At 68.6% G+C, this 26,081-nt stretch carries 29 protein-coding genes; 3 read left to right on the top strand and 26 right to left on the bottom strand.

What is annotated here, in order from left to right; genetic code table 11:
* Nucleotides 1-12: 12 nt before the first annotated feature.
* The 23 genes from OPIT5_24925 to OPIT5_24815 form a co-directional block, all read right to left on the bottom strand.
* Nucleotides 13-375 carry a hypothetical protein gene (locus OPIT5_24925; protein ID AHF92959.1) on the bottom strand — a complete coding sequence of 121 codons (363 nt, stop codon included), beginning with the start codon at nt 373-375 and terminating at the stop codon, nt 13-15.
* Nucleotides 375-1,376: a flagellar GTP-binding protein gene (locus tag OPIT5_24920; protein ID AHF92958.1), complete on the bottom strand. Its 1,002-nt coding sequence runs from the start codon at nt 1,374-1,376 to the stop codon at nt 375-377. Before OPIT5_24920 ends, OPIT5_24925 begins: the two co-directional genes overlap by 1 nt.
* On the bottom strand, nt 1,373-3,535 hold the full coding sequence (locus OPIT5_24915; protein AHF92957.1) for a flagellar biosynthesis protein FlhA: 2,163 nt from the start codon (nt 3,533-3,535) through the stop codon (nt 1,373-1,375). The genes OPIT5_24920 and OPIT5_24915 overlap by 4 nt, the downstream gene beginning before the upstream one ends.
* A gap of 78 nt (nt 3,536-3,613) precedes the next feature.
* The gene (locus OPIT5_24910; GenBank protein ID AHF92956.1) at nt 3,614-4,723 is read right to left on the bottom strand and encodes a type III secretion protein; all 1,110 of its coding nucleotides are present in this window, start codon (nt 4,721-4,723) and stop codon (nt 3,614-3,616) included.
* Nucleotides 4,724-5,045: 322 nt separating this feature from the next.
* A complete protein-coding gene (locus tag OPIT5_24905; protein AHF92955.1) occupies nt 5,046-5,804 on the bottom strand; it encodes a type III secretion protein in 759 nt (252 codons plus the stop codon).
* 21 nt (nt 5,805-5,825) lie between these two features.
* Nucleotides 5,826-6,098: a flagellar biosynthesis protein FliQ gene (locus OPIT5_24900; protein AHF92954.1), complete on the bottom strand. Its 273-nt coding sequence runs from the start codon at nt 6,096-6,098 to the stop codon at nt 5,826-5,828.
* Nucleotides 6,099-6,125: 27 nt separating this feature from the next.
* Complete coding sequence (locus OPIT5_24895) at nt 6,126-6,923, bottom strand: flagellar biosynthesis protein FliP (GenBank protein ID AHF92953.1); 798 nt, start codon at nt 6,921-6,923, stop codon at nt 6,126-6,128.
* Nucleotides 6,924-7,143: 220 nt separating this feature from the next.
* On the bottom strand, nt 7,144-7,479 hold the full coding sequence (locus OPIT5_24890; GenBank protein ID AHF94744.1) for a hypothetical protein: 336 nt from the start codon (nt 7,477-7,479) through the stop codon (nt 7,144-7,146).
* 191 nt (nt 7,480-7,670) lie between these two features.
* On the bottom strand, nt 7,671-7,949 hold the full coding sequence (locus OPIT5_24885; GenBank protein ID AHF92952.1) for a flagellar motor switch protein FliN: 279 nt from the start codon (nt 7,947-7,949) through the stop codon (nt 7,671-7,673).
* Complete coding sequence (locus OPIT5_24880; GenBank protein ID AHF92951.1) at nt 7,946-9,016, bottom strand: flagellar motor switch protein FliM; 1,071 nt, start codon at nt 9,014-9,016, stop codon at nt 7,946-7,948. The genes OPIT5_24885 and OPIT5_24880 overlap by 4 nt, the downstream gene beginning before the upstream one ends.
* A gap of 11 nt (nt 9,017-9,027) precedes the next feature.
* Nucleotides 9,028-9,621, bottom strand: coding sequence for a flagellar basal body protein FliL (locus OPIT5_24875; GenBank protein ID AHF92950.1), 594 nt, complete (start codon nt 9,619-9,621; stop codon nt 9,028-9,030).
* Nucleotides 9,622-9,686: 65 nt separating this feature from the next.
* The gene (gene flgG, locus OPIT5_24870) at nt 9,687-10,472 is read right to left on the bottom strand and encodes a flagellar basal body rod protein FlgG (protein ID AHF92949.1); all 786 of its coding nucleotides are present in this window, start codon (nt 10,470-10,472) and stop codon (nt 9,687-9,689) included.
* A gap of 59 nt (nt 10,473-10,531) precedes the next feature.
* The gene (locus tag OPIT5_24865) at nt 10,532-10,975 is read right to left on the bottom strand and encodes a flagellar hook capping protein (protein AHF92948.1); all 444 of its coding nucleotides are present in this window, start codon (nt 10,973-10,975) and stop codon (nt 10,532-10,534) included.
* Between the two features lie 12 nt (nt 10,976-10,987).
* Nucleotides 10,988-12,520, bottom strand: coding sequence for a hypothetical protein (locus OPIT5_24860; GenBank protein ID AHF92947.1), 1,533 nt, complete (start codon nt 12,518-12,520; stop codon nt 10,988-10,990).
* Nucleotides 12,517-13,158 carry a hypothetical protein gene (locus OPIT5_24855; GenBank protein AHF92946.1) on the bottom strand — a complete coding sequence of 214 codons (642 nt, stop codon included), beginning with the start codon at nt 13,156-13,158 and terminating at the stop codon, nt 12,517-12,519. The genes OPIT5_24860 and OPIT5_24855 overlap by 4 nt, the downstream gene beginning before the upstream one ends.
* Nucleotides 13,155-13,613 carry a flagellar biosynthesis chaperone gene (locus tag OPIT5_24850; protein AHF92945.1) on the bottom strand — a complete coding sequence of 153 codons (459 nt, stop codon included), beginning with the start codon at nt 13,611-13,613 and terminating at the stop codon, nt 13,155-13,157. The genes OPIT5_24855 and OPIT5_24850 overlap by 4 nt, the downstream gene beginning before the upstream one ends.
* Nucleotides 13,610-14,935: an ATP synthase gene (fliI, locus tag OPIT5_24845; protein ID AHF92944.1), complete on the bottom strand. Its 1,326-nt coding sequence runs from the start codon at nt 14,933-14,935 to the stop codon at nt 13,610-13,612. Before fliI ends, OPIT5_24850 begins: the two co-directional genes overlap by 4 nt.
* Entirely contained in the window at nt 14,932-15,570 is a 639-nt protein-coding gene (locus tag OPIT5_24840) for a flagellar biosynthesis/type III secretory pathway protein (GenBank protein ID AHF92943.1), read from the bottom strand. Before OPIT5_24840 ends, fliI begins: the two co-directional genes overlap by 4 nt.
* Nucleotides 15,571-15,577: 7 nt before the next feature.
* On the bottom strand, nt 15,578-16,600 hold the full coding sequence (locus OPIT5_24835; GenBank protein AHF92942.1) for a flagellar motor switch protein FliG: 1,023 nt from the start codon (nt 16,598-16,600) through the stop codon (nt 15,578-15,580).
* 7 nt (nt 16,601-16,607) lie between these two features.
* Entirely contained in the window at nt 16,608-18,191 is a 1,584-nt protein-coding gene (locus OPIT5_24830) for a flagellar M-ring protein FliF (protein AHF92941.1), read from the bottom strand.
* Nucleotides 18,192-18,246: 55 nt separating this feature from the next.
* Entirely contained in the window at nt 18,247-18,624 is a 378-nt protein-coding gene (locus tag OPIT5_24825) for a flagellar hook-basal body protein (protein AHF92940.1), read from the bottom strand.
* Nucleotides 18,625-18,682: 58 nt separating this feature from the next.
* Nucleotides 18,683-19,105, bottom strand: coding sequence for a flagellar basal-body rod protein FlgC (locus OPIT5_24820; protein AHF92939.1), 423 nt, complete (start codon nt 19,103-19,105; stop codon nt 18,683-18,685).
* A gap of 41 nt (nt 19,106-19,146) precedes the next feature.
* The gene (locus tag OPIT5_24815; GenBank protein ID AHF92938.1) at nt 19,147-19,551 is read right to left on the bottom strand and encodes a flagellar basal-body rod protein FlgB; all 405 of its coding nucleotides are present in this window, start codon (nt 19,549-19,551) and stop codon (nt 19,147-19,149) included.
* Nucleotides 19,552-19,727: 176 nt separating this feature from the next.
* Here OPIT5_24815 and OPIT5_24810 point away from each other — a divergent pair, with 176 nt between their 5' ends.
* Genes OPIT5_24810 through OPIT5_24800 form a run of 3 tightly spaced genes read left to right on the top strand, consistent with a single transcriptional unit; the run spans nt 19,728 to nt 22,431 of the window.
* The gene (locus OPIT5_24810) at nt 19,728-20,618 is read left to right on the top strand and encodes a chemotaxis protein CheR (GenBank protein AHF92937.1); all 891 of its coding nucleotides are present in this window, start codon (nt 19,728-19,730) and stop codon (nt 20,616-20,618) included.
* Entirely contained in the window at nt 20,618-21,901 is a 1,284-nt protein-coding gene (locus tag OPIT5_24805; GenBank protein ID AHF92936.1) for a chemotaxis protein CheB, read from the top strand. Before OPIT5_24810 ends, OPIT5_24805 begins: the two co-directional genes overlap by 1 nt.
* Before the next feature lie 8 nt (nt 21,902-21,909).
* The gene (locus tag OPIT5_24800) at nt 21,910-22,431 is read left to right on the top strand and encodes a chemotaxis protein CheD (GenBank protein ID AHF92935.1); all 522 of its coding nucleotides are present in this window, start codon (nt 21,910-21,912) and stop codon (nt 22,429-22,431) included.
* Between the two features lie 100 nt (nt 22,432-22,531).
* Here the strand turns inward: OPIT5_24800 and OPIT5_24795 are convergent, their stop codons facing one another.
* The 3 genes from OPIT5_24795 to OPIT5_24785 form a co-directional block, all read right to left on the bottom strand.
* Entirely contained in the window at nt 22,532-23,416 is an 885-nt protein-coding gene (locus OPIT5_24795) for a histidine kinase (GenBank protein AHF92934.1), read from the bottom strand.
* A gap of 46 nt (nt 23,417-23,462) precedes the next feature.
* Nucleotides 23,463-25,517 (bottom strand): chemotaxis protein CheA, encoded by a 2,055-nt coding sequence (locus tag OPIT5_24790; protein ID AHF92933.1) that lies wholly within the window; start codon nt 25,515-25,517, stop codon nt 23,463-23,465.
* Between the two features lie 84 nt (nt 25,518-25,601).
* Nucleotides 25,602-26,078, bottom strand: a complete 477-nt coding sequence (locus OPIT5_24785; GenBank protein AHF92932.1) for a hypothetical protein — start codon at nt 26,076-26,078, stop codon at nt 25,602-25,604.
* Nucleotides 26,079-26,081: the final 3 nt, after the last annotated feature.

Genomic DNA, 26,081 nt, shown 5'->3' with positions numbered 1-26,081 from the left:
GGATTTCAGGCTTCAGCGGGAACGCGCCGCCGGCGCCGGCGGCGCGGACGGACGCGGTGGCAGAGGAGGAAACGGCACGCGCGCCGCGCCGGGCGCGGTTCTGGCCGGGGGAACGGACTTCGACGGAGCGGCCGGCGCCGGGGACTCGGCGCGCGCCTTCGCCGCCTCGCGCTTCGCTTGCAGGGCCTCGCGTATCGCTCCGGTCATGACACCGGAAAACCAGCGGCCCAGGAGCGCGCCGGCCAGGCAGCCGAACGCGGCGTCGCGCAGCACGAGGTCCGGAGCGCGCCCGGCCGAGAAACCGGCCAGCAGCACGATCACGAAGCCGACGAATCCGGAAAAAAGGAAAATGGAGCGCATGTTCGGGAGTTTCATCAGAATCCGGCGGAGGAGCCGGGACGGCGCAGCAGCGTGCCGACCACGTTTTCCTCCATGTCGCCCGACAGCCCCGGCCCGGTGGCGAGGAACAGCGGCGCGAGTTCACTTTCGATCAGACATTCCCACAGGCGTCCGCGATGCGGCACCTCGTCGAGGTGCGTGAGCACCAGATGCGTGGCTCCCGCGGTGCGCCCCGCCGCGCAGGCCGCGCGCAGCGAATCCGTCGCACAGGCGGCATTGAGCACGAGCACGCGGCCGGCGATCCGCTCGCGGTCGAGCCACGCCGCCAGTTTCCGGTTCCCCCCGTTCTCCGGGCCGATCGACAACGGCGGCAGGTCCACCTGCAAAAACCCGTCGCCCGGCTCCGGCATGCCCGGTCGCCATGAAAGCAACGGCACCCGCAGCGCTTCGCAAAACACATCGAGGACCGACGGCCGCACCGGCCGGTCCAGCGTCACCCGCCAGACCGTGCCGCCTTTCCGGCGATCGAGCACCTCGCGGGCGATCCACTTGCACAAGGCCGACGTGCAGCCCGAGCCCGCCAGGCCGAAAAACGCCGTCCGCGCCGGCAACGCCCGCTCCGCGCGCCGCAGCAGTTCGGGAAAAATGCCGCACCCGTCGCTCTCGTCCTCCTTCGCCCCCGCCGCTGCCGCCGCCGGCGGAAGTTCCGGCGCCGGTTCCGGTATCGCCGTCCCGGGCGTTTCCTCCGCGAGCGAAGGCGCGACGGACACCGGCATTTCGTCGATCTCCGGCCGTTTCACCTCGCCGATCACCTCGAGTTGCGGACGTCCGAAAAACCGTCCCCAGCCCGAGCCCGGCAGGCTCCGCACCGAAAGCACGCGGGCATCGGCCCCGATCTCCCGGCGGATCGTCCGCACCGCCTCGTCCGCCGAATGCACGACCAGGCGGAAGGAACCCGGAGCGGCGGCGTCCCCGCCGCCGGACGCGCCCTGGCGCGCCCTTCGCGTTGCCGCCGCGACTGCCGGCGCGCCGTTCATTTCCGCTCACCCTCCCGCGCAGCCGGCCTCGCCGCCGTCGCCGCTCCGGACGGAGCCGGCACCCCCGCCGCCGGCATCCCGACCATGCCCGCGCTCTCGACCTCGGTCGCGCCCGGCAATTCCTGAAACGCCAACACCGCGAGCCGGGGAAACGAGGGCTCGACAAAACGTCGCAACGGCAACCGCAGCTCCGCGCTCACGAGCAGCACCGGCGGCTCGCCGGATTCGACCATCGGCTTCGTCCGCGACGAAAGCTCCGCCAGCAGATGCCGGCCCGTCAGCGGATCGAGCGCGAGGCCGACGTCGCTCGCCGAGCGATGCACTTTCGAGAGGAGCAGTTGCTCCATCCGCGGGTCCATCGTCACCGCCCGGATCACGCCGGGGCGGATCTCGTATTCGGTCGTAAAGTACAGCCCGAGGCGGCGCCGGACCAGCTCCGACAGCTCGTCCGGATTTTTTGTCACCGGCGCGTAATCGCCGATGCCTTCGAGGATGACCGGCAGGTTCAGGATCGGCACGCCCTCGCGCAGCAGGTTTTGCAGCACGCGCTGGATGATGCCGAGGTTGACGAGGTCGGGGAGCAGTTCGGAGACCAACGCCGGGTGGGTCTGCTTCACGTGGTCGATCAGCGTCTGCACGTCCTGCCGGCCGAGCAGGTGGTGGGCGACGCCCTTGAGCACTTCCGACAGGTGCGTGACCATGACCGACGCCGCATCGACCACGGTGTAGCCGTTGACTTCGGCGGTCTTGCGCTCCGCCTCGTCGATCCACACGGCGTCGATGCCGAAGACCGGCTCCTTGCAGGGCGTGCCGCGCAGCGCGACCTTGCTGCCGCCCACGTTCATCGCCATCCAGCGGCCCGCCTGCACGACGCCGCGCGCGAGCGTCTTGCCGCGCAGCAGGAACCGGTAGGCGCTGGATTCGAGTTCCAGGTTGTCGCGCACCGAGATCGGCGGCACGACCACGCCGCGCTCGCGCGCCAGCGTCTTGCGCACGCCGGTGATGCGCGCCAGCAGGTCGCCGTTCTGCTTCTGGTCGGCCAGCGGCAGGAGCCCGAAACCCACCTCGATCGCGAACACGTCGAGGTCGATCAGGTTGCGGATGTCTTCGGGGAGATTTCCCTTCCCGGCCGGCGCGCCGCCCTTGCCCGGCTCCGGGCCGCCCGGCGCGGCCTTGCCCGCAAGACGGCCGCCCTTGCCGCCGGCGACGGGAGCGGCTCCTTCCTCGTGCACAAATTTCGGCAGGGTGCGCGCCACATACCACAACAGCCCGCCCAGACCGGCGAACGGCAGCAGCGGCATGCCGGGGATGAGGCCAAAAACGCCGAGCATCCCGCCCACGACCTGGAGCGCGCGCGGATAACGCAGCAATTGCCCGCCGACCTGCGAACCGAGATCTCCGTCGCCCGAGGCGCGGGTGACGAGCAGGGCGGCCGCCACCGAGACGATCAGCGCCGGGATCTGCGTCACGAGGCCGTCGCCGATGGAGAGCAGGGTGAACTTCGTCAGCGAGTCCGCCAGCGAGAGGTCCATCTGGAAAACGCCGATCGCAAAACCGCCGATCACATTGACCAGCGTGATGAGGATGCCGGCGATGGCGTCGCCGCGCACGAACTTGGAGGCGCCGTCCATCGCCCCGTAAAAATCGGCCTCTTTCTGGACCTTGAGCCGGCGGGCGGTGGCGGCGGCCTCGTCGATGATTCCGGCGTTGAGCTCCGCGTCGATGGCCATCTGCTTGCCGGGCAGCGCGTCGAGCGTGAAACGCGCGCTCACCTCGGCGATGCGGCCCGCGCCCTTGGTGATGACCACGAAGTTGATCACCACGAGGATCACGAAGACGACAAAACCGACGATGTAGTTCCCTTGTATGACAAAATGGCCGAAGGAGTCGATGATCGCGCCGGCATGCGCTTCCGTCAGGATCAGGCGCGTCGTGCAGATGTTGAGCGCCAGGCGATAGAGCGTCAGCCCGAGCAGCACCGTGGGGAATCCGGAAAACTCCGCCGGATCGCGCACGTAGATGATCACGAGCAGCACGAGCAGGGACATCGTGAGGCTGATCGCAATCAGCATGTCGAGCACGAACGGCGGCACCGGCACGATCAGCATCAGCACGGTGCCGAAAAGCGCGGCGATGAAAATCAGGTCGGCGCGGCGCAGCAGGCCATTGCCGGCGGTGGCGGGGGGTTCGAGAGCGGTCGGGAGGGCGGCGGGCGTCATGGCGTGTCGGCGGCGGCCTCAGGCGGTGGTTCCCATCCCGGCCCGGCGGGATTTCAGGCGGAAGAAATAGTAGCGGTGCGTGCGATACACCAGGGCGAGGATGCCGGCGACGGCCTGGTAAAGGTGCGACGGGATCGGCTTGCCCACCTCGCCGGTGGCGAAAAGCAGACGGGCCACCGGCCGGTTCTCGACGACGGGCACCTCGTACCCGGCCGCGATGGCCTTGATGCGCATCGCCAGCCGCCGGTCGCCCTTGGCGAGGACAACGGGCGCCTTGTCGACGCCGCGCTCGTACTTGAGCGCCACGGCGTAGTGGATCGGGTTGGTGACGACCACGTCGGCGGTCGGCACGGCGGCGAGCATCTGGCGTTGCGCGAGGCGGCGGGCCATGCGGCGCATGGCGGATTTCACGAGCGCGTCGCCGTCGGCCTGGCGGCGTTCTTCCTTCACCTCCTGGCGCGTCATCATCAGTTCGCGGTAATTTTTGTAGTGCTCGTAGCCGTAGCTGATCGCCGCGATGATCCCCATCGCCAGCAGCAGCCGGGCGAGCAGGGCCATCGTGCTGCGGTGGATGAATTCGCCGAGGTAGACGGTCTCGACCGGCGCGGTGAACAGCGGGTCGGCCAGCAACGTGCGCGCCGCCAGCCACAGGCTGAAGGCGATGACGAGCACCTTCAGGAAATCGATGCCGCCGTGGACGAGGGTGCGTTTCGAAAACACCCGCGCGAATCCCTTGATCGGGTCGAGCCGTTCCGGCTTGAACCCAAAGGCCTTCGGGGTGAGCCGGAAGCCGGTCTGCAATCCGCCCGAGAGCAGCGAGGCCGCGATGCTGGCTGCCAGCAGGGGGGCGAGCGCGCCGGCCATCGTGAGCGCCCCGGTCATCATCGGCACGGGTACGGAGCCGGCCTCGACACGGGTGGTGTGCAGTTGCTGGAAAACGCCGGCCGTGTATTCGGCCACGCTGCGCGCGCCGTCCTCGACGGCCAGCGAGAGTGCGCCGAACGCGGCCGCGAGCATGAAGACGATCCCGATCTCCGGCGACTTCGCGAACTGCCCGCGCTCATGCGCCTCGGAAATCCGTTTTTCCGACGGGAGCTCGGTCTTCTGGTCCTGGTCGTGTTCTGCCATGCAAGGGAAACGCCTCCCTTTGCAGGGTCGATGCCAGGGAGATCAGCAGAACCGCAAGATGCTGACCTGAAACCACAAAAGATTATTTTTAAAAAATGTATCCGCCCGCGTGCGACAACCGGAATCCGCACCCGGCAATTTTTGCCGACAGTCCCCTGTAGGAAGGAATGGCCACAAAAAACACAAAATGTCTTTTCCCCGACGAGGATCTCCCGCGCGCTTATAAGCGCGATGGGGGGTTCCTATGCGCAGCATGTTTTTTCGTGTTTTTTGTGGCCATTCCTTCCGGACCTCACCGCGCCTGGCGCAATCTCGCCCCGGTTCAATTCCGTCCGACTATTTCCAGCATCCGCCACGGCAGCATTTCCATCGCCCGCCAGAGATAGCGGCCGAACAGGCCGCCGGCGCCGGCGAGGACCGACAGGCCGACCAGCGTGCGCACCGGATAGCTGACGATGAACACATTCATCCGCGGCACCGCCCGGCCGAGAATGGAAAACGCCAGCGAGACCACGAAATTCAGCGCGATAAACGGCGCGGCCATCTTCACCCCGAACTCGATCACCGACGCCGTCGAGATCGCCAGCGTCTCCCCCGCCAGCAGGCTGAACCGCGCCGCGCCCGCCGGCGCGAGATCGAAGCTGCGCACAAACGCCGCCAGCACGCCCTCGTGCCCGCCCATCACAAAAAACAGCAGCGCGGCAAAACCCCCGACAAATGCCGGCAGCGGCTCCTGCGCCGGCGTCGGCACGTCGAAACCCGGCGCGGCCATCAACCCGAGTTCATTGGCGATCAGCCGGCCCGCCAGCTCCGCGCCGGCAAACACCGTCCGCCCCACAAACCCGAGCGCCAGTCCCAGCACCGTCTCCCGCACCGCCGCCTCGGCCAGCGCCGGCCAGCCCGGCAGCACCGGCAACGCCGTGTGCGTCACCACGCCCGCCAGCAGCGTGGCCAGCATCACCGCACAGGCCACCCGCAACATCGGCGGCATCGGCTGCCCGCCGGGCATCGGCAGCATCATGACCACGCCCAGCGCACGCAGCCCGGTCAGCGTCCAGACGAGAAGCCATTCGACGGGCATGACGGGATGCGTCCTCCCGCCTCAGCCGGAGGCCACCGTCGCCATGCGCAGGATACACGTGGCGGCAAACTCGGCCAGCGTCCGCAGCAGCCACGGCGCCAGCAGGATGAAGATCAGCCCCAGCGCGAGCAGCTTGGGCGCGAAGGTCAGCGTCTGCTCCTGGATGCTCGTCACCGATTGCGCCAGGCTCGTCAGCAGGCCGACCAGAAGCATCAGCCCGATGAACGGCGACACGATATAGAGGGCGAAAAGGATCACCTGTTTCAGCAGGTCGATGGCGGCTTCGGAGGACATGACCGGAAAGGCGGCGGGACGGCAGGGCTAGACGTTAAAACTCTCCACGAGGCTGCGCACCACGAGGTACCAGCCATCCACCAGCACGAAGAGCAGGAGCTTGAAAGGCAGCGAAACGATCGCCGGCGGCATCATCATCATGCCGAGCGACATCAAGGTCGACGACACCAGCAGGTCCACCACGAGGAAGGGCAGGAACAACAAAAATCCCATCTGGAACGCCGTCTGCAATTCGCTGATCACGAACGCCGGCACGATCACCCGCAACGGCAGGTCTTGCACGCGTGTCGGCGGGAAGCGCCCCAGTTGCAGGAAAAACTCGAGATCGCGGGTGCGCGTCTGCTTCAGCATGAATTCCTTCGCCGGCTCCGCCGCCGCCTTGAGCGCATCCATCGAACGCATCTCGCCCGCCATGTAGGGCTGGAGCGCCACCTCGTTGGCTTTCCGGAACACCGGGCCCATGATAAAAAACGTCAGGAACAGCGACAGGCCGATGACGATCTGGTTGGCCGGCGCGTTGGCCACGCCGAGCGCCGTGCGCACGAGACCCAGCACGATGACCAGCCGGGTGAAACACGTCATCAGCAACACCAGCGAAGGCGCCACCGTCAGCAGCGTCATGACGATGACGATCTGCAGGCCGACGCCGATCTCGCCCGGCTTTTCGCCGCCTTCGAGATTGATCGCCAGCCGCCACGGTTCCGGCGACGAGGCCGCGGGAGGCGAGGACGGAGCCGCCGCCTGGGCGTGAAGCGCCGGCGCGACGAACAACACCAGGACCAGCACGGCAAACGCCAGCAACGCCCCTCCCCCCCGGGCGCGCATCTCAAAAACCGGACAGGCTCCGGAGTGGCACGGGCTTCCAGCCCGTGAGCGTTGCCCCTGCGCCGTGGCATGGGCTTCCAGCCCATGATTCCGGACACATGGCCAGGATGGCCATGTCACGCAAGCCCACGGGCTGGAAGCCCGTGCCACGGCGTCAGGCATGTCCACTTTTCGAGAGGCGCCTTCCACTCTGGCGCGGAGGAGCTTGCTCCGGGAATCTTTACTCATCGTCATCGGGAACGTCCCCTTCCTTCCGCTTCGCTTCTTCCGGCGCCTCGTCCACCGGAGCGATCAGTTGTATCCGTCCTGGCGCTACTCCGATCAGGAACCGGCGGCGTCCGCAGCCCGCCAGCACCAGGTATTGCCGGTTGCCGAGCGAGCGCGTTTCCTCGATCACGATCCGGCGCTCCGTCGCGCGCGCCGCAGCGAACAGGCCGCCGCGCCGTTTCAGGTAAAACCAGCCCGCGCCGGCCGCGCAGAAAAGCGAGACTGCCAGCCAGCGCCAGCCCGCGCCGCCGCCCTCCGGCCGCAGCAGCCCGCGAGGCGACCCGGCCACCGGAGGCTCCCCCCCCTCCCCCGTCCCAGGCGTCGGCGACGCCTCCTGAGACGGGATGAGCAGCGTGCCGCCGGACCGGTCTTCCGGGACCGGTCCGGCGGACGTCACCGGTTGCGCCGTCCCCAATGCGACGCAGCCGATCGCCACCCTGGGCAGCCAGCGGGTTATGCTGGAAAGTATGCGTGCTCCGCTCACGTCTTGTCGCCCGCGATTTCGGTGATCCGGATGCCGAAGTTTTCCTCCACCACAACCACCTCGCCCCAGGCCACGAGTTTGTCGTTCACGTAGAGGCCGACCGGATCGGTCGCGCGCTGGCCGAGTTGCACGACGGCGCCCGGCGACAGCGCCAGCACCTCGCGCATCGACAACTGGCAGGAGCCGAGTTGCACGGTGACCTTCACCTTCACGTCAAGGACGAGGTCGAGGGCTTTTTCGGATGTTTTTTGTTCGGTGGCGGGAGCGGTGGTCATGTGGCGGGTTCCGATACGGAGAGCTTGCGGTTGATTTTCACGGCGACGCGGTCGCCTTCGACGCCGACGGTGCCGGCAAATTTTTCCGTGCCCGCGAGGAGCACGCGCGTGTCGTCGAGAACGCCGACCGGCAACTCGAGCACGTCGCCCGGGCGCAGGCTGGCGATCTCGCGCAACGACGCCTCGAATACCGGCCACTCGGCGCGCACCGGCAGCGTGATGTGTTCGTAAACCGGCTTCCAGACGGCCACGGCGGGAGCGGCGGGCGAGGCCGTCGCATGCTGCTGACGGCGCGCCTGGAGATCGCGGAGCACCGGCTCGATCATGTACCAGGGCACGCCGACCTGCATCTGTTCGGCGCAGTCCCCGAACTTCACGTCCAGCACGAGCACGAGCATCACGGCGTCGCGCGCCGAGGTTTGCAGGAAACAGCCGTTGCTCTCGTGGCCGACGATCTGCGGATGCGGCTCCTGCGCCGATTTCCACTGGCCGCACCACTCCTCCAGCAGGATCAGGAGCACGTCCTCGATCAACGCGATCTCGATCTCCGTCAGGTGCCGGCCGGCGCGCACCGAGTGGCCCCGGCCGCCGAGCATCCGGTCCACCAGCGTCATCGCCAGGGAGGGGCTGATCGACACCAGGCCCACGCCGGGCAGCGGCTCCGCCCGGAACAGGCAGATATGCACGGGAGCCGTCAGCGCTTCGGCGAATTTCTGGTAGGGCTGCGTCGTCAGCCGTGACATCCGGAATGCGCACTCCATGCGCAGGAACAGGGCGAGGCGGGCGCCGAGCGCGCGGACAAAGTCCTCATGCTGCAACCGCAAACGGCGCAACTCCGCTTCGGAGAGGAAGACGGGGCTGCGGAAATCCCAGGCTTCGATGCGCGTGGCGGCATCGTCATCGCCGGTTCGCCTGCCGTCGGCGCGAAATACCGGCGGGCGCTCCCCGGCCCTTCCGCCGCCGCTGCCGGCGGTGTCGGCGTCGACGGTCTGCGCGAGCAGCCGGTCGATTTCGCTCTGGTCGAGAGCGCCGGAAGGCTCCGGCGTGTTTTCCGGTTCGTCGGACATGGCGGCGGTGCTCACTGCACGACAAAATCGGAAAACCAGATCTGCTCGGCGACGCGTTTGCCGATGGCCCCGTTGATCGCGGTGACCAGTTTCTCGCGCAGGAGATTGCGGGCGCCCGCCTCCTCGAGGTCGGCCAGCGAAAGGGACGAGAGCACGTTGAGCGTCACGTCGAGAAGCTGCGGGCGCTTCGCCTCGCACGTCGCGGCCAGCTCCGGATCGGACCCTGTCACGATGAAGGTCACCTTGAGGTAACGCGTGCCCTGGGTGCCGGCGAGATTCACGATGACATTCTCGAAGGTATAGGAACCCGCCGCCCCGGCCGCACCCGGTTCGCCGAACCGGCCCGCGCCGCCATAGCTGCCCCAGCCGGGCGCTTTCACGCCCTCGCCCGCGACCGGGGCGGAGGACGCCGGGGAGGAATCGGGAAACAGCCCGGCGCGCAGTTGCGGCATGACCACGTACTGGACGACCGCCCACGTGACGGCCGGCGTGAGCACGAGCGCGAAGAGGAGCGGGAGCCAGCTTCGGAAAGAAAGGGAACCGCCGGCCCGGGCCGGTTCCCCGGAGCCTTGCGTGTCGGCGGTGATGTCTGTTTTTGCGGCCATGGCGCGGTGAGTGGGCGGTCGGGAGGAGGGATTTCTGCCGGAGCGACGATGCGGGGCGGAGCGGATCAGGAGCGCTTCATGTTCACGATGTCATCGAGGATCGTATCCGAAATCGTGACGATGCGGGCGTTGGCCTGGAAGCTGCGCTGCATGGTGATCATGTTGGTGAGCTCCGCGGTGAGATCGACGTTGGAGAGTTCGAGCGAATAGGTCTTGAGGGTGCCGGTGCCATTGTCGCCCGGGCTGCCGAGGGTGGCGGTGGTCGCGCTGAAATCGTAAAGATTGTTGCCCTCCTTCATGAGCCGCGTCTCGTCGCCGACCTTGGCGATGCCGATCTTGGCGGCGAGCGTGTTCGACACGCCGGCGGCATCCACATAGGTGATCGTGCCGTCGCTGGCGATGCTGGTCGACCGGGCGGTTTCGTAATCCGGCACCTGGATCACGTTGCCGGCGGAATCGAGCACGTTGTGGCCGCTGGCGTTCACCAGAAAGCCGTCCTCGGTGAAGGTGAAGGAGCCGTCGCGGGTGACATAGTCGTGGGTGCCGTCCGTCACCATAAAATAGCCCTCGCCCGAAATGGCGAGGTCGGTGGACACGCCGGTCGTGGAGATGCTGCCCTGGGTGAAGTTGGTGGAGATGCCGGCGAGTTGCACGCCGGTGCCCGTCTGCCGCGAGGAGTCGACGCTGGTGGCGGCGCGCAGCGTGTTGCTGAACGAGTCGCTGTAGCTGGCGCTGGAACTCTTGTAGCCGGTCGTGTTGACGTTGGCGATGTTGTTGCCGATGACTTCGAGCCCCTCGGTGAAACCGGAGAGGGCGCTGACGCTGGAGGTGAGTGTGCCGATGAGTGCCATGATGATTGGAGTTGGTAGTTTGTAGTTGGTAGTTAGGGATTGGTGACAGAGTGCGGGGATCAGGCGCCGGCGGGGGCGGGTTCGGGTTGGGCGACCTCGACGATCGCGTTGTAGTTGTAGTAGTACTCGCCGATCTTGAGATAGACGGCGTCGGTGTCGGCCGCGATCGCCTCGACCGTGCCGGTGATCAGCTCGCCGTCGCTGGCCACCGTCACCTCCTTGCCGATGAGGCTGGACGCACCCTGCATCTGCAGATCGGCGCGCAGGTAACCCATCTGGCTGACCAGCTCTTCGGTCTGGGCGAGCGCGCTGAACTGGGCCATCTGGGCCAGCATTTGCGTGTCGTCGACCGGGTTGAGCGGGTCCTGGTTCTGCAACTGGACGCTGAGCAGGGCGAAAAAATCGGCCTGGCTGAGCGAACTCGAGGTGTTTCGGGCGGTGGAGGACGAATTCCCGGAGGTCGTCGCTTCCGTGTTGTTGTTGGTGGTGGCGGTGACGGTCATGGTGTTTTCTGGTCAGACGATGGCGGCAAGGCGTCCTGTATCCGGGAGCGTGCTACGGACCCGGGTCACGGGGACGGAGGCAGGAGAGACCGGCTCGGGTTCGAAAGACCCCGGAGCATCGCGGTCCGCAAAACGCGGGTCCGGCTGGTGCTGGCGGTGCCCCCCGCCGGATTGCCCGTCGGCCTGGGCCTGGAGTCCCGGGCCTTGCTGGTAGTGCGGTGGGTGCCCGGCATTGCCGGAACCCGGCGACGGCGCGGCGTGGAGAGGAAGAAAAACGGGCTCGGCCAGGGTCACCGCCGCGTCGGTGGAGCGCGCCGAGTACTGCTGCCAGGCCGTGGTGAGAGCGGCGCGCACGTCGTGTGAATCACTGCGGAAGACCGCATGCACCGCGCCTTCGCGCAGCGAGACCTGCACCGTAAGCGGACCTTCGTCGCCGAAGTCGAGGCTCACGCTGACGGCCTTCCCGCCGGAGTCGGCGAGCGCGGCCGCGGTGTCCGCTACCCGCTGCACGGCCTCCACCGCATGCACCGCCCGCGCCGGATCGATCACCGGAGCGGCGGGTGAGGAAGGAACGGCGGCGGATGACAGCGGCGCATTCGCGGCCGACAGGCCGGCCGGCGCCGCCGGTGTGCTGAAGACGTCGGCAGGCATGGACGCAGCGCTTTTCGCAGTTTCGATGCCAACCGCCGCGGATGTCGGGCGGGAGCGTTTGGCAACAACAGGTTGCGTCATGTTATTTCCCTCGTCGGCCTGGAGGGAAACCGCCTCGCTCTGCGCGGTGAAAGCCGGGGAGGCAAATTGTGCCGGGTCGGGAGTTGCGGAGGCCGGAGCGGCCGTGCTGGCGGAAACGGAAGGAGCAATCCCGCGAACGTGGAACGGGTCCGGAAGCGCCGCCGGGATTTCGCCGGTCTGGCCGACGGAGGGGGGTTGCGGCCCGGTCCAGGCATCCTCCGCCAGCGGGATCACCGGAGCGGCGACTTTTTCTGACGAACCGTCGCCGGACGGGACGACAGTCCCGCCGCCGGCTGCGGGCGGGGTCGCGAAGGCAACGGCGGCGGAAGGCGCGGAAGAAATCGGGAATAGGGTGTTGGCCTGAAGGCCGACGTGGGCGCGCTGGCGCGCGTCCGGCGACGGGGACGTCGCCGCTCCGCCGGATTCGCTTGCGGCTGGCGCCGGCTCCGGCGGCGCGACAAACAGGCCGGTCAGGGCAAACGGGAGCTGCGCGGCGAGAGTTGCGGCATCGGGAGCGGTCGTCGTCGCATCGTCGTTGCCGGCGTCAGCAGTCGTGTCGGCGAGGCCGGATGCGTATACGTAGTCGTCATCGCATGACTCCGGTCCGGATGCCCGCGAGCCGGCCGCGGCGGCTGGCGGCGCGACAAGCAGACCGAGCAGCGTGGCGAAGGAGGTGCCGCCGCCGGCGCGGTTTCCGGCATCGCTATCGTCGCCGGCCGCCGACGGGACAGGCGCGGCGGGCGGCGCGAACAATCCGGCGGTCGATGTGGCGGCGGCAGAAGCCGCGGAAAGAGTGGCGGGCGGGAAGTTCATTGCGGGGACGTCTCCTTCTTGACGGCACGGAGCACGCGCAGGCGTTCGGAGAGGGCGGCGGCGCGTTTCGCCTGTTCGGAGTCGGCGGCGGAAGTCCGCGCCATCTCCTCGAAAATCGCGCCGGTGATGTCGGGTTTCATGAGCGAGAGGAGCCGGGCCGTGGTCTCGTCGTCGAGTTTGCCCATGATCGCCACGGCGGCCTTCGGCGTGAGATTGCTGTAGGTCTGCGCGAGCGTGCGGAGGTTTTTCGCCTCCTCGGCGCCCATCTCCGCGAAACGGGTATCGATCTCGCGGCGGAGCGCCTCGAGCTGCGCGCGCATCTTTTCGATCTCGGCCGCCCTCGCTTCGAGCCGGGCCTCGCGCAGGTTGATTTCCTCTTCGCGGCGGGCGAGCAGCGCCTTCCCATCCTTCAGCTCGGCGGAAAGATTTTCGATTCCGATGGTCCAGAAATCCCACGGTTTTTCCGGGCGGGCGGCGGCGCGAAGCGCGGCCTCGCGGGCGGCGACAATCGCGGCATGGGCGGCCCTGGCCTCCGTGACGAGAGGCCGGGCTTTCAGCCAGAACCAGCCGAGCCCGGCGCCGAGGCCCGAGACGATGCCGAGGAGAGCAACGAGGAGTGGAGAGCGGAAGGCGTTCATGAATCCGGAAAAATGCGGGCGCGGGCGAACCGCAGGGAGGCGAACTCGTCGAGGAGCATCTGCTCCACGCGGTCGCACTCGCGGCGATGACGCTGGCGGGCGCGTTGCCTGAGGTTTTCGAGCACTTGCAGGTTGCGGCGGGCTGCGATCCAGCCGGCGCGGGCCTGCGCGAGGGACTCGCGGGCGAGGCGCAGCGCCTCCACGGCGCGTCGCTCCGCTTCGCACGACGTCTGCCACGCCCGCACGAAACCGGGCTGCTCGCCCGCGAGAAAAGCGCGGATGCGCACCGCGCAGAGTTCGTTGGCCGCCTCCACCACGCGAAGGCGCGCGGCCTCCAGCGCCACCTTCGCCTCGGCGTGGGCGCGCAGGACGAGCGCGAGCTTGCCGCGCTGCTGCTGCTCGGCGATGTCGCGCACGGTGAGCACGGATTGCAGGGAAAAACGGAAGCGTTTCATGCGATCACCTCCCCGAGCCGGGCAAACGCCTCGCCGCGCGGCACAATCTCGTCCACGCGCTGGCGGAGGAACAGGCGGAGCGGTTCGTGCAGGGCCACCGCGCGGTCGAGCGCGGCGTTCGCGCCTTTTTGCCAGGCGCCGATGGTAATGAGATCTTCATTACGCCGGTAAAGCGCGAGCAGCTCGCGGGCGCGGGCGGCGGACTCCACTTCCCCGGCCGTGCAGATGTCGTTGGTGAGGCGGCTGACGCTTTCGAGCACGTCGATGGCCGGATAATGGTTGGCATGGGCGAGCGAGCGCGAAAGCACGAGGTGGCCGTCGAGGATGCCGCGCACGGCGTCGGCCACCGGCTCGTTCATGTCGTCGCCCTCGACGAGCACGGTGTAGAGCGCGGTGATGGAGCCGGTCTCGCCGGCGCCGGTGCGCTCGAGCAGGCGGGGCAGGAGCGCGAAGACGGAGGGCGTGTAGCCGCGTGTCGCGGGCGGCTCGCCGATGGCCAGGCCGATCTCGCGCTGCGCCATCGCGAAGCGGGTGACGGAATCCATCAGCAGGAGCACGTTTTTCCCCAAATCGCGCCAGGCTTCGGCGATGGCGGTGGCGGTGAACGCGGCGCGCAGGCGCAGCGGGGCCGGCGTGTCGGAGGTGGCCACCACGACGGTGGCGCGGGCGAGCCCCTCGGGGCCGAGATCCTTTTCCAGAAACTCGCGCACCTCGCGCCCGCGCTCGCCGACCAGGCCGATGACCACGACGTCGGCGGCCGAGCCGCGCGCGATCATGCCGAGCAGCGTGGACTTGCCCACGCCGGAACCGGCGAAGAGCCCGAGCCGCTGGCCGCGGCCGAGCGGCGCGAAAGTGTCGAGCGCGCGCACACCGGTCGGCAGCGCCTCGCGGATGCGCTGGCGGCGCAACGGATGCGGCGGCCGGGAATCGGAGGATTCGGCACGGCGCACGGGCAGCGGCCCGCCCGAGTCGAAAGGGCGGCCCATCGCGTCGAGCACGCGGCCGAGCAAGGCAGGGCCGGCCACGGGCAGCGGCGGACGGTCGCCGGCGGCCACCGGACAACCGGCGTGCAGGCCGGTGGTCTCGCCGAGCGGCATGAGGAGCACGCGTTCGTCGCGGAAACCGACCACCTCGGCCATGACCTCGAAATCGTCGTCGCGGCCCGAGCGCAGCACGCAGATGTCGCCGAGGCCGACATGGGGTCCCTCGGATTCGATGACGAGTCCTGTGACCGCGGTCACGCGACCGAGGCGCCGGACGGCGGGGGCGTGCCGCACCTGGGTGCGGAGCACATCGACATAACTGGCAACGGAAGGGCTCATGAGGACGGGGCGACGAGTTCGCGGCGGAGGGTTTCGAGGCGGGTGGAGGCGCGCGCGTCGGTGAGGCCGAACCGCGAGCGCACGAGACAATCGCCGGGCGCGAGCGTGTCGTCGCGCGTGACCTTGAGGCCGGGGAAATGGTTGCGCCATTCGGGCACGAGTTTTTTGACGATGGCGGCATCGCGCGGGCACACGACGAGTTCGAGTCCCTCGCGTTCCGGGCAAAGCTGGTCGAGCGCCTCGCGGCAGATCCGCTCGACAAATCCCTCGGGCGGCTCGAACCCGGCGAGCAGGCGGCGGCCGACTTCGATGGCGAGCGGCGGCAGCGCGGCGCGCATCTGCGCGAGCAGGATTTCATCCATGCCCGCAAGCCGGGCGAAGAGACCCTGCTGCACGGAGCGCATTTCCTCGCGCAGCGCCGCGAGTTCACGGCCGGCGGCGGCGCGGGCGGCTTCCTCGCCCTCGCGGTATCCGCGGGCGCGGGCGGCGGCGAGTTCGTCGGCGGCGGAAGGACGCGCTCCGGTCGCGGCCGTCGCGGAGGAGGTGGCGCCGTTCGCGGCAGGGACGGGCGCGGCTCCGGCCAGCGGGCGGTCGAAGCGGAGGACAAAGGTGCGAGTGGCGGCGGCGGTGCTCATGGCGGTTTCAGGTGACCATCGCGGCTTCGCCGCCATCGAGGGAGATCGCGCCTTCCTCTTCCATGAGGCGGACGGTCTGGATGATCGCGTCCTGCGCGGCCTCGACATCGCGCAGGCGCACCGGGCCGAGCATGGAGATTTCGTCGCGCAGGCCCTCGCCGGCCCGCTTCGAGAGGGAGGAGTAGATTTTTTCCCGCAACGCCTCGGTGGCGGACTTCATGGCGACCGCCAGTTGCGACGCCTCGACCTCGCGCAGCACGCGCTGGAGGTCCATCGTCGAGAGGCGGCGGATGTCCTCGAAGCTGAACATTTTTCTCCGGATCGCCGCGCCGAGCTGGCTGTTGCGCTCCTCGAGGCGGGTGAGCAGCGCCTTGGACGAATCCTTGTCGATGCCGTTGAGCAGATCGGCCACGGCGCGCACGCCGCCGCTGTGGTGGAAGGACGGCGCGATCTTGCGGTCGAAGTGCCGGCCGAGGTTGCGCACGACCTTGCCCACGAGCGCGAGCGAGGTGCTGTCGATCGTGCCGAGACGTTCGAGGATCTCGTCGCGGCTGTCGGGCTCGATCAGCGAAAAAATCTCCGTGGCCTTGGCCGGTTCCAGATACGAGAGGACAAAGGCGATGGTCTGCGGCTGCTCTTCCTTGACGAGGTTGTAAATCTGCCGACCCTCCATCTCGGCGATGTCCGCGAGAACGTCGCCGGAAGAAAGCGCCGTGCTGGCGCCGACGCGGGTGAGCAGCGTCTGCGCCTTGTATTCGCCCCGGGCGATCTCGAGCGCCCGGCGGGCGAACTCGAGGCCGCCGAGGGTGGAGAGCAGGCCCTCGCCGACGATCGGCGTGAACTCGTCGATGGCATGCTGGCGCACGGCGTCGCTGACCAGCGTGAACTGCCCCATCTCGCGGCAGAGCTGCTCGATCTCGGGGTCCTCGAAATGCTTCAGCACCTCGGCCGCCGCCTCGGGGCCGATGACGATGAGAAACACCGCCAGTTTCTGAAGACGGGAGAGGTTGTGGTAGTCGATGTCGGCCATGGGTCGTTCAGCTCTTTTTCGTCGTCATCCAGTCGCGCAGGGCGGCGCCGATGTTGGCGGGTTTCTGGCGGATCAGCGCATTGAGCATTTCGGGGGTGAGCGGCCCCGGTTTTTCCGCGCCGCCGCCCTCGCCCGCCCCGGCGGCGGCGGGCGCGCCGTCGAGCAGCTCGACCGGCACCGTGTCGGCGCGCTGGCGCCTGAGCATGCGCCAGAAGACGAGGAAAACGAGCAGCGCCACGGCCACCGCCACATAGCGGCTCGCGGCCTCGATCCAGCCCTGCACGCGCGTCTCCGTATGCAGTTGTTCGATACGTTCGTCGACCGGCGCGCTCCGGAAGGGCATCTCCTGCAAGGCGACGAGATCCTCGACCCGCTGGCCGGGCATGGCCGAGGCGCGGAGCCCGAGGGCGTTGATGACGATCTGCCGCAGGGCGTCGAGTTCGGCTTCGGTGCGGGGCGCCGGCTCTCCGTCCGCGGAGGCCGCGGGGCGCGGCGCGACGAAGACGGCGGCGGTGAGGCTGCGGATCGTGCCGGGGGCGCGGGTGGTGTTGGTGAGCGTGCGGTTGATCTCGTAGGAAAGTGTGCGGTTCTTGCGCGTCTGGTCGTTGGTGACGGTGGGACGCGCCTGGTCGGTCGGCGGGGGCGGACCGCCGGTATTGGCCGTCACGCCGACGGTGCCGCCGGCGCGGGCTTCGCTGGAGTTGGTCACGTCCTCGGTCGTGGTCTGCGTGCGCACGACCTGCACGTCGGGATCGTACCGCTCCTCGACGCGCGTCGCGGCCTCGGTGTCGATCGTGGCGGAGACGCGCACGACGGCGTTGCCCGGGCCGACGACCGGCGCGAGCAGCGACTCGACCTTGCGCGCGAAATACTCCTCCACCTGCTGGCGGTAGCGCATCTGGCTGGAGGCGTTGGCGAGCGTCGGGTCGTCCTGCAACTCGGCCGAGAGCACGCGGCCCTTCTGGTCGACGACGGCGACCTGGTCGGGCGAGAGGCCCTGCACGGCGTTGGCCACGAGGTTGCGGATCGAGTTGACCGCCTCGGTGTCGAGCCGGGGCGCGGAGAGTTCCACGAAGACGGAGGCGGTGGGCTTCACGCCTTGGTCGATGAGCAGGAGGCGGTTTTCAGGCTGCACGATCATGACGCGGGCGCGCGCCACGCCGTCGAGCTGCGAGATGGTGCGCGCCAGTTCGCCCTGGAGGGCGCGGGTGTAGTTGGTGCGCTGTACAAAATCGCTGAGGCCGAACTGGCCCTTGTCGAAAATCTCGAAGCCGACACCCTCGCCGCCGGGCAGCCCCTTGCCGGCGAGCTCCATGCGCAGCCGGTGCACCTGGGTGGCGGGCACGTAAACGCCGGCGCCGTCCGGCGTGAGGCGATACGCCACGCCCTGCGCCTGGAGCGTGCTGACGATGGCGGCGGAATCCTTGTCGGCCAGCCGGCCGTAAAGCAGCCGGTAATCGGGCTGGCGCGACCAGACCACGAGCGCCGCGACCGCGCCGGTCACGGCGAGGGTGGCGACGATCAGGGAAATGCGCTGGTTGAGCCCGAGCTGTTTCCAGAGAGCGGTCAGCGACTGAAGGAAGGACGTCATGAGGGAAGGCGGCGGCGAATCGGATAACGTTACATCGGCGGGTGGCGGCGGCGGCTCAGATCGACATGCGCATGAGCTCCTGGTAACCCTCGACCACCTTGTTGCGCACCTCGACCATGAGGCTGAAGGCGACCGAGGCTTCCTGCGCCGCGATCACGCTCTGGTGGAGTTTGTCGCTCTCGCCGAGCAGGACGGCGCGGGTGGCTTCCGTGGCGGCCTGCTGGCGGTCGTTGACGGCGTTGACCGCTTTTTCGAGCAATACGCCGAAATCGATGGCGGCGGCGCCGTTGGCCGCGGAGGCGGGGGAGGCCTGGCCGGCGGTATCGGCCGCGGGAGAGGCCGCCGGGGCCGGCGCCAGCCGGGCAAGGGCGTCGTATTCGGGAAATCCGGGAGCGCGGACCGCTGCGGGCGAGATGATTCCGACGATAGGCATGGGAGGGAAAGACGCGGGCGGACGTGGTGTTGACGGAACGGATACAGGAGGGAAAGGATTACTGGCCGATCTCGATCGCTTTCATCGCGAGTTGCCGGGAGCTTTTCACGACCTCGAGATTGGCCTCGTAGGTGCGGGAGGCGGTGATGAGATCGACCATCTCCCAGGCGAGGTTGACATTGGGCAGCGTCACCATGCCGCCGGCGTCGGCGTCGGGATGCTGCGGATCGTAGATGCGCTGGCCCGGCGTGGGATCGTTGCCCACGCCGCTCACGCGCACCGCGCGCAGGGGCATGCCGTCGAGCCGGCCGGTCCGGTCGAGAAGCTCGGCCTCGAACGACACCGTCTGGCGCTGGTAGGCGCGGCCGTCCGGGCCGCGCGTGGTGTGCGCGTTGGCGATGTTTTGCGCGATGATGTCGAGCCGGGTTTTTTGCGCGTTGAGCGCACTGGAGGAGGCGCTGATGCCGGTGAGGAGCTGCATGAGGGAAAGGGTGCGGAAAGGAAAAGGGGACAGGGCGGCGGTCAGGTAGTGCGCCCGCTGATGGCGAGCTTGAGGTGCTTGATGTGGCGGCCGACGACGTCGGCCAGGAAATTGTACTCGACGTTGTTGCGGCTCATCGCGAGCAGCTCGCCTTCCAGCTCCACCGAGTTGCCGTCGGGCCGGATCGTGCGCACGGAGGCGTCCTCGACCAGACGGGGTTCGAGGTCGGCCAGGCTCGCGCGGCCCGCGTCCGGCCCGGCGCCGGCGGCCTGCGTGAAGCGCGCCCGCAACGCCGTCGCAAAGTCGCCGGAGACATCCACCCGGCGGTAACCCGGCGTCTCGGCGTTGGCGATGTTGGACGCGATGGCCTCGTGACGCAGCACGGCGGCATCCAGAAGCTTCCTCGCCAGCTGGTAATTGTCGGGCTGAAAAACGGGTTCGATCATCGCGCTCCTTCCTTAGCAATGCGGATGCCATGCGGATTATCACATTCACATCATAATGGATATGAGTCTGATAAAAAATAAAACAGGACGAACCCGCTCTGTTCCCGTCGGACGGCGGCGAGGCTGGCGGCAGATTTTGCCGGGTGGCGGAGTCTTTGCGGTTCATTTGCCGCGGAATGCGCCGATATCCGGAAGCGCAGGACGCAAGACACATCGTGATATCCGACACCGAATACCAGTTCATCCGCGAACTCGTTTACCGGCGCAGCCGCATCAACCTGGGACCCGGCAAGCAGGAGCTTGTCTCCGCCCGGCTCGGCAAGCGGCTGCGCGCCACCCGGCTGTCCTCGATCGGCGAGTATTGCCGGCTCCTCCGGGCGCCCGGCGGGGAGGACGAGGTCGGGCACCTGATCGACGCCATCTCCACCAACCACACGTATTTTTTCCGCGAGGAGAGCCACTTCGCCACCCTGCGCGAACTGATCCTGCCCGAGCTCCTCGCGCGACGCGCGCGCGAACACTGGCCGGCGCTGCGCGTGTGGAGCGCCGCCTGTTCGAGCGGCGAGGAGCCCTGGTCCATCGCCATCACGCTCGACCGGCAACTGCACGGAGCCGATGCATGGCCATGGACCGTCCAGGCCAGCGACATCTCCGCGCGCGTCCTCGCGCGGGCCAGGGCCGGCGTCTATCCGCCCGAATCCCTCGCCCGGATGGACCCGGCGCTGGCCAAGGCGTATTTCGAAACCGGTTACGCGGGCGCGGCGGAGGGGCTTTGCCGCGTGCGCCCGGCGCTGGCCGCTCGCGTGCAGTTCGCCCGGAGCAACCTGCTCGCCGGCGCGCCGCCGTTTGCCGGACCGTTTCACGTCATTTTTTGCCGCAACGTCATGATCTACTTCGACCGACCGACCCAGGAGGAGCTGATCGGCCGCCTCACCCGCCAGCTCGTGCCCGGCGGATGGCTGCTGGTCGGACACTCCGAAAGCCTCTCCGGCCTCTCCCATTCGCTCCGGATGATCCGTCCCGCCACCTGGCGCGCTCCCGATGCCGCCGCCCGACACGACCGGTAATGATGCCACACTCTCCCCGCCCCGGAAAACCTGTCCGCGTTCTCGTCGTGGATGATTCCGCCGTCGTCCGCCACCTCGTCAGCGACGCCCTCTCCCGCGATCCCGACATCGAGGTCGCCGGCACCGCGATGGATCCGTACATCGCGCGCGACAAGATCCTGCGGCTGCAACCCGACGTGCTCACGCTCGATCTCGAGATGCCCCGGATGGACGGGCTCACGTTCCTGCGCATTCTCATGGCCGAGCATCCCTTGCCGGTCGTCATCATGAGCTCGCTCACGCAACAGGGTTCGCACCAGGCGCTGGACGCGCTGCGGCTCGGCGCGGTCGATGTGATCGGCAAGCCCGACGGCCCCTTCTCGTTCGGCGAACTGGGCTCGCAACTGGTCGCCAAGGTCAAGGCCGCCGCGCACGCGCGCGTTCGCCGGGGAGACGCGGGCGCGTTGCGCCCCGGCGAATCCATGTTCGGCGCGGCCGGCGTCCCGGCGAAACCGGCAACGCCCCCCGACCCCGGCCGGTGCGCTCTCCCGCCCCCCCTGCCGCCGGGGCCGGGTGCGGCCCCCGCCCCGGTTCCCGCTCCCGGCGGACCGGTCGTTTCCGTCTCCCCGCTTCCGGCTCCATCCCCTCCGCCGGCCGCGCCCCTGCGCTACGCGGGGCCGGCGCCCTCGCCCCGGCGGCTTATCGTGCTCGGAGCCTCGACCGGCGGCACCGAAGCGCTGCGCCAGGTGCTCACCCGGCTGCCCGGCGGCCTGCCGCCCGTCGCCATCGTGCAACACATCCCGGCAACCTTTTCCCGAGCCTTCGCCGAACGCCTCGGCAAACTCTGCGCGTTCGAGGTGCGCGAGGCCGTGGACGGCGACCTGCTGCTGCCCGGCGTGGCGCTCGTCGCGCCGGGCAATCTCCATCTGCTCGTCGAACCCCGCCCGCCGGGCGCCGCTCCCGCGGGCGGCGTCTGGCGCGTGCGCGTCGTCGACGGCCCGCGCGTCTGGCACCAGCGTCCGGCGGTAGACCTGCTTTTCCGCTCGGCCGCCGAATGCGCCGGCCGGCATGCCATCGCCGGGGTGCTCACCGGCATGGGCAAGGACGGCGCCGACGGCCTGCTCCGGCTGCGCCGTGCCGGGGCGGTGACGTTTGCCCAGGACGAGGCGAGTTGCATCGTCTACGGCATGCCGCGTGTGGCCTGGGAAACGGGAGCCGCGCAGCGCCAGGTGGCGCTCGACGACATCCCCGACTTTCTCCTCCGGGCGGTGGCGGACGGGGCGCCCGCCCGCGCGGTCACCTGATTCCACCGATGCCCGGCTCACCCGCACCCGTCAGCCTTTTCCCGCAACGCGTCATCATCGGCGTGGGTGAACTCGCCGTCTCCAACAACCCGGGCGTCACCCTCAGCACCTACGCGCTCGGGTCGTGCGTGGCCGTCGTCGCTTTCGATCCGGCGGCGCGCGGCGGCGGCATCCTGCACATCATGCTGCCGGAGTCATCGCTCGCCCCCGACAAGGCGGCGCAGCAGCCCGCGATGTTTGCCGACAGCGGCATCCCCGCGCTGTTCAACGCCCTCGCCGGCATCCGCACCGAACGCCGACGGCTGCGGCTCTTCGTCGCCGGCGGCGCGAGCGTTTCGGGAGGCCCGGATGTCTTTCGTATCGGTGAACGTAATACTGTCGCGGTGCTGCGCATGCTGGCCGTCTACGGCTGCCCGATCATCGGCAACGACTCCGGCGGCGTGGTCAACCGCACCCTCCACCTCGACCTCGCCACCGGCCGCCTCACCCTCCGGCGGCCGGACCGGACCACCTGCGTGGAAATGGGTTGATCCGGTTTGGCGGAGCGGCGGCGTCCCCGCCGCCGCTCCAATACCTCGGGGCTTGCCCCGAGGTTCTTTATTAATTCCGAAGGTTTCGGGGCCGTTGGTATCAGAACACGATTCGCCCCGTATACAGCTTGTCGCGCAGCAGCCGCGTCGCCCGCCCGAACACTTCCGGCAGCGCCGCCTCCAGAACGCCGGCGGTAAAGCCCCACTCCTCCAGCAGCGGCGCGTTGAGCCGCACCAGAAACGCATCCTCCCCCTGCCCTGCCCCGAAGCTCGCCGCCAGGTAATTTGCCGCGTGCAGGTGCACCGCCAGCGGCAGGTAGCGGGCGTCCATGGACGCCTCGGGCGGGTTGTTCTCCGCCGCCGCCACAAACATCTCCGGGAAACGCCACCGGCGCAGCAGCCCGGCCGTCACCGTCGCGTGGTTGTAGCCGAGCACGGCCGTCTCGGCCTCCGGCCAGAGGCAATCGTGTTTTTTCCGGTAACGGCGGATCGCGGGAAACTCCCCGCCGCAACTCCACGCCAGGGCCAGCTTGCCAAGTCCCTGCACCAGCCCCGCCGCGTAGGCAACCTCGGGCTTTACCCACCCGCTCCGCCCGGCCAGCACTTCCGCGGCCACGGCGGTGACGAGCGTCGCCCGGCAAAAATCGCCCGGCTCCCATCCGTATCCGCCAGTCTCGTACATCGCCCAGCAGCCCGCCACGGAAAGCGCCGCCAGCCGGTAGATTTCCTTCTGGCCGAGCCGGAGCACCGCCTCGTGCAACGACTCCACGCGCATGTCCGACGCGGCGAAATGGGCGGAGTTGGCCAGCCGCAGCACCGAGCCGGCCAGCACCGGGTCCACCCGGATCACCGCCTCCATCTCGTCGATGGTGGTGTCCGCCTGCTCCAGCGCGTCCAGCAACCGCGGCAGCAAGGTCGGCGCGCTCGGCAGTTGCAGGGCGCGCTCGCAAACGTCATCGAGAGAAGGGGGCGTCGATCGCGGCATGGTCGAAAAAAGGAGGGCGTTGCTCCGGAAGGGGTGACCGGCGGAATCACGCCGCGCAGAGCGAGGCGGGGTCGAGGATGAGGGCGATGTTGCCGTCGCCGAGGATCGCGCCGCCCGCCACGCCGGGAAGGTTTTGCAGGAAACTGCCGAGATTTTTCACGACCACTTCCTGCTTGTTCACGAGTTCGTCCACGAGCAGCGCCCGGGCGCGGCCAGCATCCTCCAGGATGACCACGATGCCCGCAGCCGGATCCTCCACTGCATCGCGGATCGCAAAACGCCGGTGCAGGCGGTGGAGCGGCAGGATTTTCCCGCGATGATCGAGCACCTCGCCCTGGCCCTGGATCGTGGCCAGCGCCGCGCGCGCCGGCCGCAACGCCATCTGCACCGCGAGGCTCGGCAGGATGAAATGATCCTCGCCCACGCGCACCAGCAGGCCGTCGATGATCGCCGTGGTCAGCGGCAGACGGATGGCGAACCGCGAACCGCCGCCGACTTCCGAGACGATCTGGATCTGGCCGCCGAGTTTTTCGATGTTGCGCCTCACCACATCCATGCCCACGCCGCGCCCGGAGACGGCCGAGACTTTTTCGGCGGTCGAAAAACCGGGGAGAAAAATCAGGTCGATGATCTTCTCCCTCGCCAGCGAATCGCCCTCGCCGACGAGGCCTTGCCGGCGCGCCTTCGCCAGCACTTTTTCCGGGTCGATGCCGCGCCCGTCGTCCGCCAGCTCGATCACCAGATGGCTCCCCTCGTGAAACGCCTTCAGCGAGAGCCGCCCCGCCTCGTCCTTGCCGGCGGCCGCGCGCTCCGCCGCCGGTTCCAGCCCGTGGTCGATCGCGTTGCGCACCATGTGCACGAGCGGGTCCACGATCTCCTCCACCACCGAGCGGTCGATCTCCGTGTCCTCGCCGGCCGTAATGAAGTGCACCCGTTTGTCGCATTCGCGCGAGAGGTCGCGCACGAGACGCCCGATCCGCTGGAACATCGGTTTGATCGGCACCATGCGCAGCGCCATCGCCGTGTGTTGCAGGTCCTTGGTGATGCGGCCGAGCTGCGCGAGGTTGCGCGCCAGCGGCGAACCGTCGCCGCCGGGTCCGCGCGAGGACTCCTGCAACTGGCTCTGCACGATCACCAGTTCACCGACCACGTCCATGAGCGAGTCGAGTTTTTCGGTGTTCACCCGCACCGTCGAGGCCATGGCCGCGCCGTTCGCCGCGCCGGAACCGTTCGCCTGCGCGCTGCCGGATGCGGACGGGGTGGAGGCCGCCAGATCGTTCGCCGGCGGCCGTTGCTCCGCCGGCTCCGGCTCCGGCGCCGGCCGCGCGTCCGCGGCCGGAGAGTCGCCGCCCGCAGCCAGCCGGCGCACGGCATCGATCAGGTGCGAGACGCGCACCGCCTCTCCGGGTTCGCGCCCGTCCTCGAGCGCCGCCGTGATCTGCCCCACCATCGCCTGCACGGCATCGCGGCTGCGCAGGATTTCCGTGATGATCTCCGGCGTGAGCCTCAGCTTCCCGGTGCGCGCCCGGTCGAGCAGCGACTCGACTTCGTGCGTCAGCGTGTGCATCGGCGCCAGATGCAGGAAACCGGAGACGCCCTTGAGGGTGTGAAACGAGCGGAACAGGCTGTCGAGCGCGTCGCGGTCTCCCGGCGTCGCGTCGAGCGTGAGCAACGCCGCCTCGATCTGCAAAAGATGATCGAGCGCCTCGGCGTGAAACTCCGAGAGCAGCTCGCGGTTCTCCGCCAGGTTGAGTTCGAGCAACCGGTCCTCCCCTGCCGCGGCGGCGACCTTCCCGTCGTCATCGCCGCCCGCCGCCGCCGCGATCGCTCCGGGCAGCCACTCCGCGATGCGTCGCACTTCCGCCAGGGTCGCCTCGTCGAACGGCAGCCCGCCATCCAGTCGCGCGCCGAGCAACGCCTGCAGCGCTTTCAGCGGATTTTCCAGCCGCGAGACCCCCGCGACCGACTCCCGCATTTCGCCGACGAGGCTGAAGACGGGGATCAGGCCTTCATCGTTCCCCGCCCTCGCGAGCACGGATTCGCCGGCCAGCCGGCTGCAGAGATCGTCGAGAGAGGCAAGCGTATCGGAAGACAAGGACATGGGTGGTGCAAAAAGGCCGCGCCGGCGGCAGCCTTTTCCTCGTCACGACACCGGAAAACTTGAGGGAATCTTTCGCCGCGCGCCTTATTGCGCGGCCGCCATGCCCGGACCGCCACCGGCATCGCGCGCCCCCCACACCCCGTCATCCTCGAACCGGGTGACATTCAGGATCTCGCCGCTCCAGGGAAACCGCCCGATCATTCGCTCTTTCAGCACCCATTGCTCGGCGAGCAGCCTCGGGTTCTTTTCGATCCGCCCTTTCACCAGAACGCTGGTTCCGAAACTCGGATCGTACACCATGGTCGAGCCGCCGTATTCAAAAACACACAGCGCGTGCCCGAGCACATTTTTCGAGGGACGGGCATCCCAGAACACCGCCAGCACCTCCGCCCAGCGGACGCCCTCCATCGCATCCCTGACCTTCAGCGCATCCTTGTAGCGCACGGCGTCGATCATGCACCCGTTGGCCGCTCCGATGTTGCGCATGGCCACCGGACCGGACGAACAGGCGGCCAGCAACAGCGTCAGCGCAAACAGGACAATCGGGACAGGCATTCTCATCAC

Source organism: Opitutaceae bacterium TAV5, assembly GCA_000242935.3.
In the GTDB taxonomy this organism is placed as follows: Bacteria; Verrucomicrobiota; Verrucomicrobiia; order Opitutales; family Opitutaceae; genus Geminisphaera.
This window is presented reverse-complemented; position numbering and strand designations above follow the sequence as displayed.

What these genes read in the sequence shown, in the direction of transcription:
- OPIT5_24925 (AHF92959.1), bottom strand. Translation starts at nt 375, where the DNA reads ATGAAACTCCCGAACATGCGCTCCATTTTCCTTTTTTCCGGATTCGTC.
- OPIT5_24920 (AHF92958.1), bottom strand. Translation starts at nt 1,376, where the DNA reads ATGAACGGCGCGCCGGCAGTCGCGGCGGCAACGCGAAGGGCGCGCCAG.
- OPIT5_24910 (AHF92956.1), bottom strand. Translation starts at nt 4,723, where the DNA reads ATGGCAGAACACGACCAGGACCAGAAGACCGAGCTCCCGTCGGAAAAA.
- OPIT5_24905 (AHF92955.1), bottom strand. Translation starts at nt 5,804, where the DNA reads ATGCCCGTCGAATGGCTTCTCGTCTGGACGCTGACCGGGCTGCGTGCG.
- OPIT5_24900 (AHF92954.1), bottom strand. Translation starts at nt 6,098, where the DNA reads ATGTCCTCCGAAGCCGCCATCGACCTGCTGAAACAGGTGATCCTTTTC.
- OPIT5_24895 (AHF92953.1), bottom strand. Translation starts at nt 6,923, where the DNA reads ATGCGCGCCCGGGGGGGAGGGGCGTTGCTGGCGTTTGCCGTGCTGGTC.
- OPIT5_24885 (AHF92952.1), bottom strand. Translation starts at nt 7,949, where the DNA reads ATGACCACCGCTCCCGCCACCGAACAAAAAACATCCGAAAAAGCCCTC.
- OPIT5_24880 (AHF92951.1), bottom strand. Translation starts at nt 9,016, where the DNA reads ATGTCCGACGAACCGGAAAACACGCCGGAGCCTTCCGGCGCTCTCGAC.
- OPIT5_24875 (AHF92950.1), bottom strand. Translation starts at nt 9,621, where the DNA reads ATGGCCGCAAAAACAGACATCACCGCCGACACGCAAGGCTCCGGGGAA.
- flgG (AHF92949.1), bottom strand. Translation starts at nt 10,472, where the DNA reads ATGGCACTCATCGGCACACTCACCTCCAGCGTCAGCGCCCTCTCCGGT.
- OPIT5_24865 (AHF92948.1), bottom strand. Translation starts at nt 10,975, where the DNA reads ATGACCGTCACCGCCACCACCAACAACAACACGGAAGCGACGACCTCC.
- OPIT5_24860 (AHF92947.1), bottom strand. Translation starts at nt 12,520, where the DNA reads ATGAACTTCCCGCCCGCCACTCTTTCCGCGGCTTCTGCCGCCGCCACA.
- OPIT5_24855 (AHF92946.1), bottom strand. Translation starts at nt 13,158, where the DNA reads ATGAACGCCTTCCGCTCTCCACTCCTCGTTGCTCTCCTCGGCATCGTC.
- OPIT5_24850 (AHF92945.1), bottom strand. Translation starts at nt 13,613, where the DNA reads ATGAAACGCTTCCGTTTTTCCCTGCAATCCGTGCTCACCGTGCGCGAC.
- fliI (AHF92944.1), bottom strand. Translation starts at nt 14,935, where the DNA reads ATGAGCCCTTCCGTTGCCAGTTATGTCGATGTGCTCCGCACCCAGGTG.
- OPIT5_24840 (AHF92943.1), bottom strand. Translation starts at nt 15,570, where the DNA reads ATGAGCACCGCCGCCGCCACTCGCACCTTTGTCCTCCGCTTCGACCGC.
- OPIT5_24835 (AHF92942.1), bottom strand. Translation starts at nt 16,600, where the DNA reads ATGGCCGACATCGACTACCACAACCTCTCCCGTCTTCAGAAACTGGCG.
- OPIT5_24830 (AHF92941.1), bottom strand. Translation starts at nt 18,191, where the DNA reads ATGACGTCCTTCCTTCAGTCGCTGACCGCTCTCTGGAAACAGCTCGGG.
- OPIT5_24825 (AHF92940.1), bottom strand. Translation starts at nt 18,624, where the DNA reads ATGCCTATCGTCGGAATCATCTCGCCCGCAGCGGTCCGCGCTCCCGGA.
- OPIT5_24820 (AHF92939.1), bottom strand. Translation starts at nt 19,105, where the DNA reads ATGCAGCTCCTCACCGGCATCAGCGCCTCCTCCAGTGCGCTCAACGCG.
- OPIT5_24815 (AHF92938.1), bottom strand. Translation starts at nt 19,551, where the DNA reads ATGATCGAACCCGTTTTTCAGCCCGACAATTACCAGCTGGCGAGGAAG.
- OPIT5_24810 (AHF92937.1), top strand. Translation starts at nt 19,728, where the DNA reads ATGCGCCGATATCCGGAAGCGCAGGACGCAAGACACATCGTGATATCC.
- OPIT5_24805 (AHF92936.1), top strand. Translation starts at nt 20,618, where the DNA reads ATGATGCCACACTCTCCCCGCCCCGGAAAACCTGTCCGCGTTCTCGTC.
- OPIT5_24800 (AHF92935.1), top strand. Translation starts at nt 21,910, where the DNA reads ATGCCCGGCTCACCCGCACCCGTCAGCCTTTTCCCGCAACGCGTCATC.
- OPIT5_24795 (AHF92934.1), bottom strand. Translation starts at nt 23,416, where the DNA reads ATGCCGCGATCGACGCCCCCTTCTCTCGATGACGTTTGCGAGCGCGCC.
- OPIT5_24790 (AHF92933.1), bottom strand. Translation starts at nt 25,517, where the DNA reads ATGTCCTTGTCTTCCGATACGCTTGCCTCTCTCGACGATCTCTGCAGC.
- OPIT5_24785 (AHF92932.1), bottom strand. Translation starts at nt 26,078, where the DNA reads ATGAGAATGCCTGTCCCGATTGTCCTGTTTGCGCTGACGCTGTTGCTG.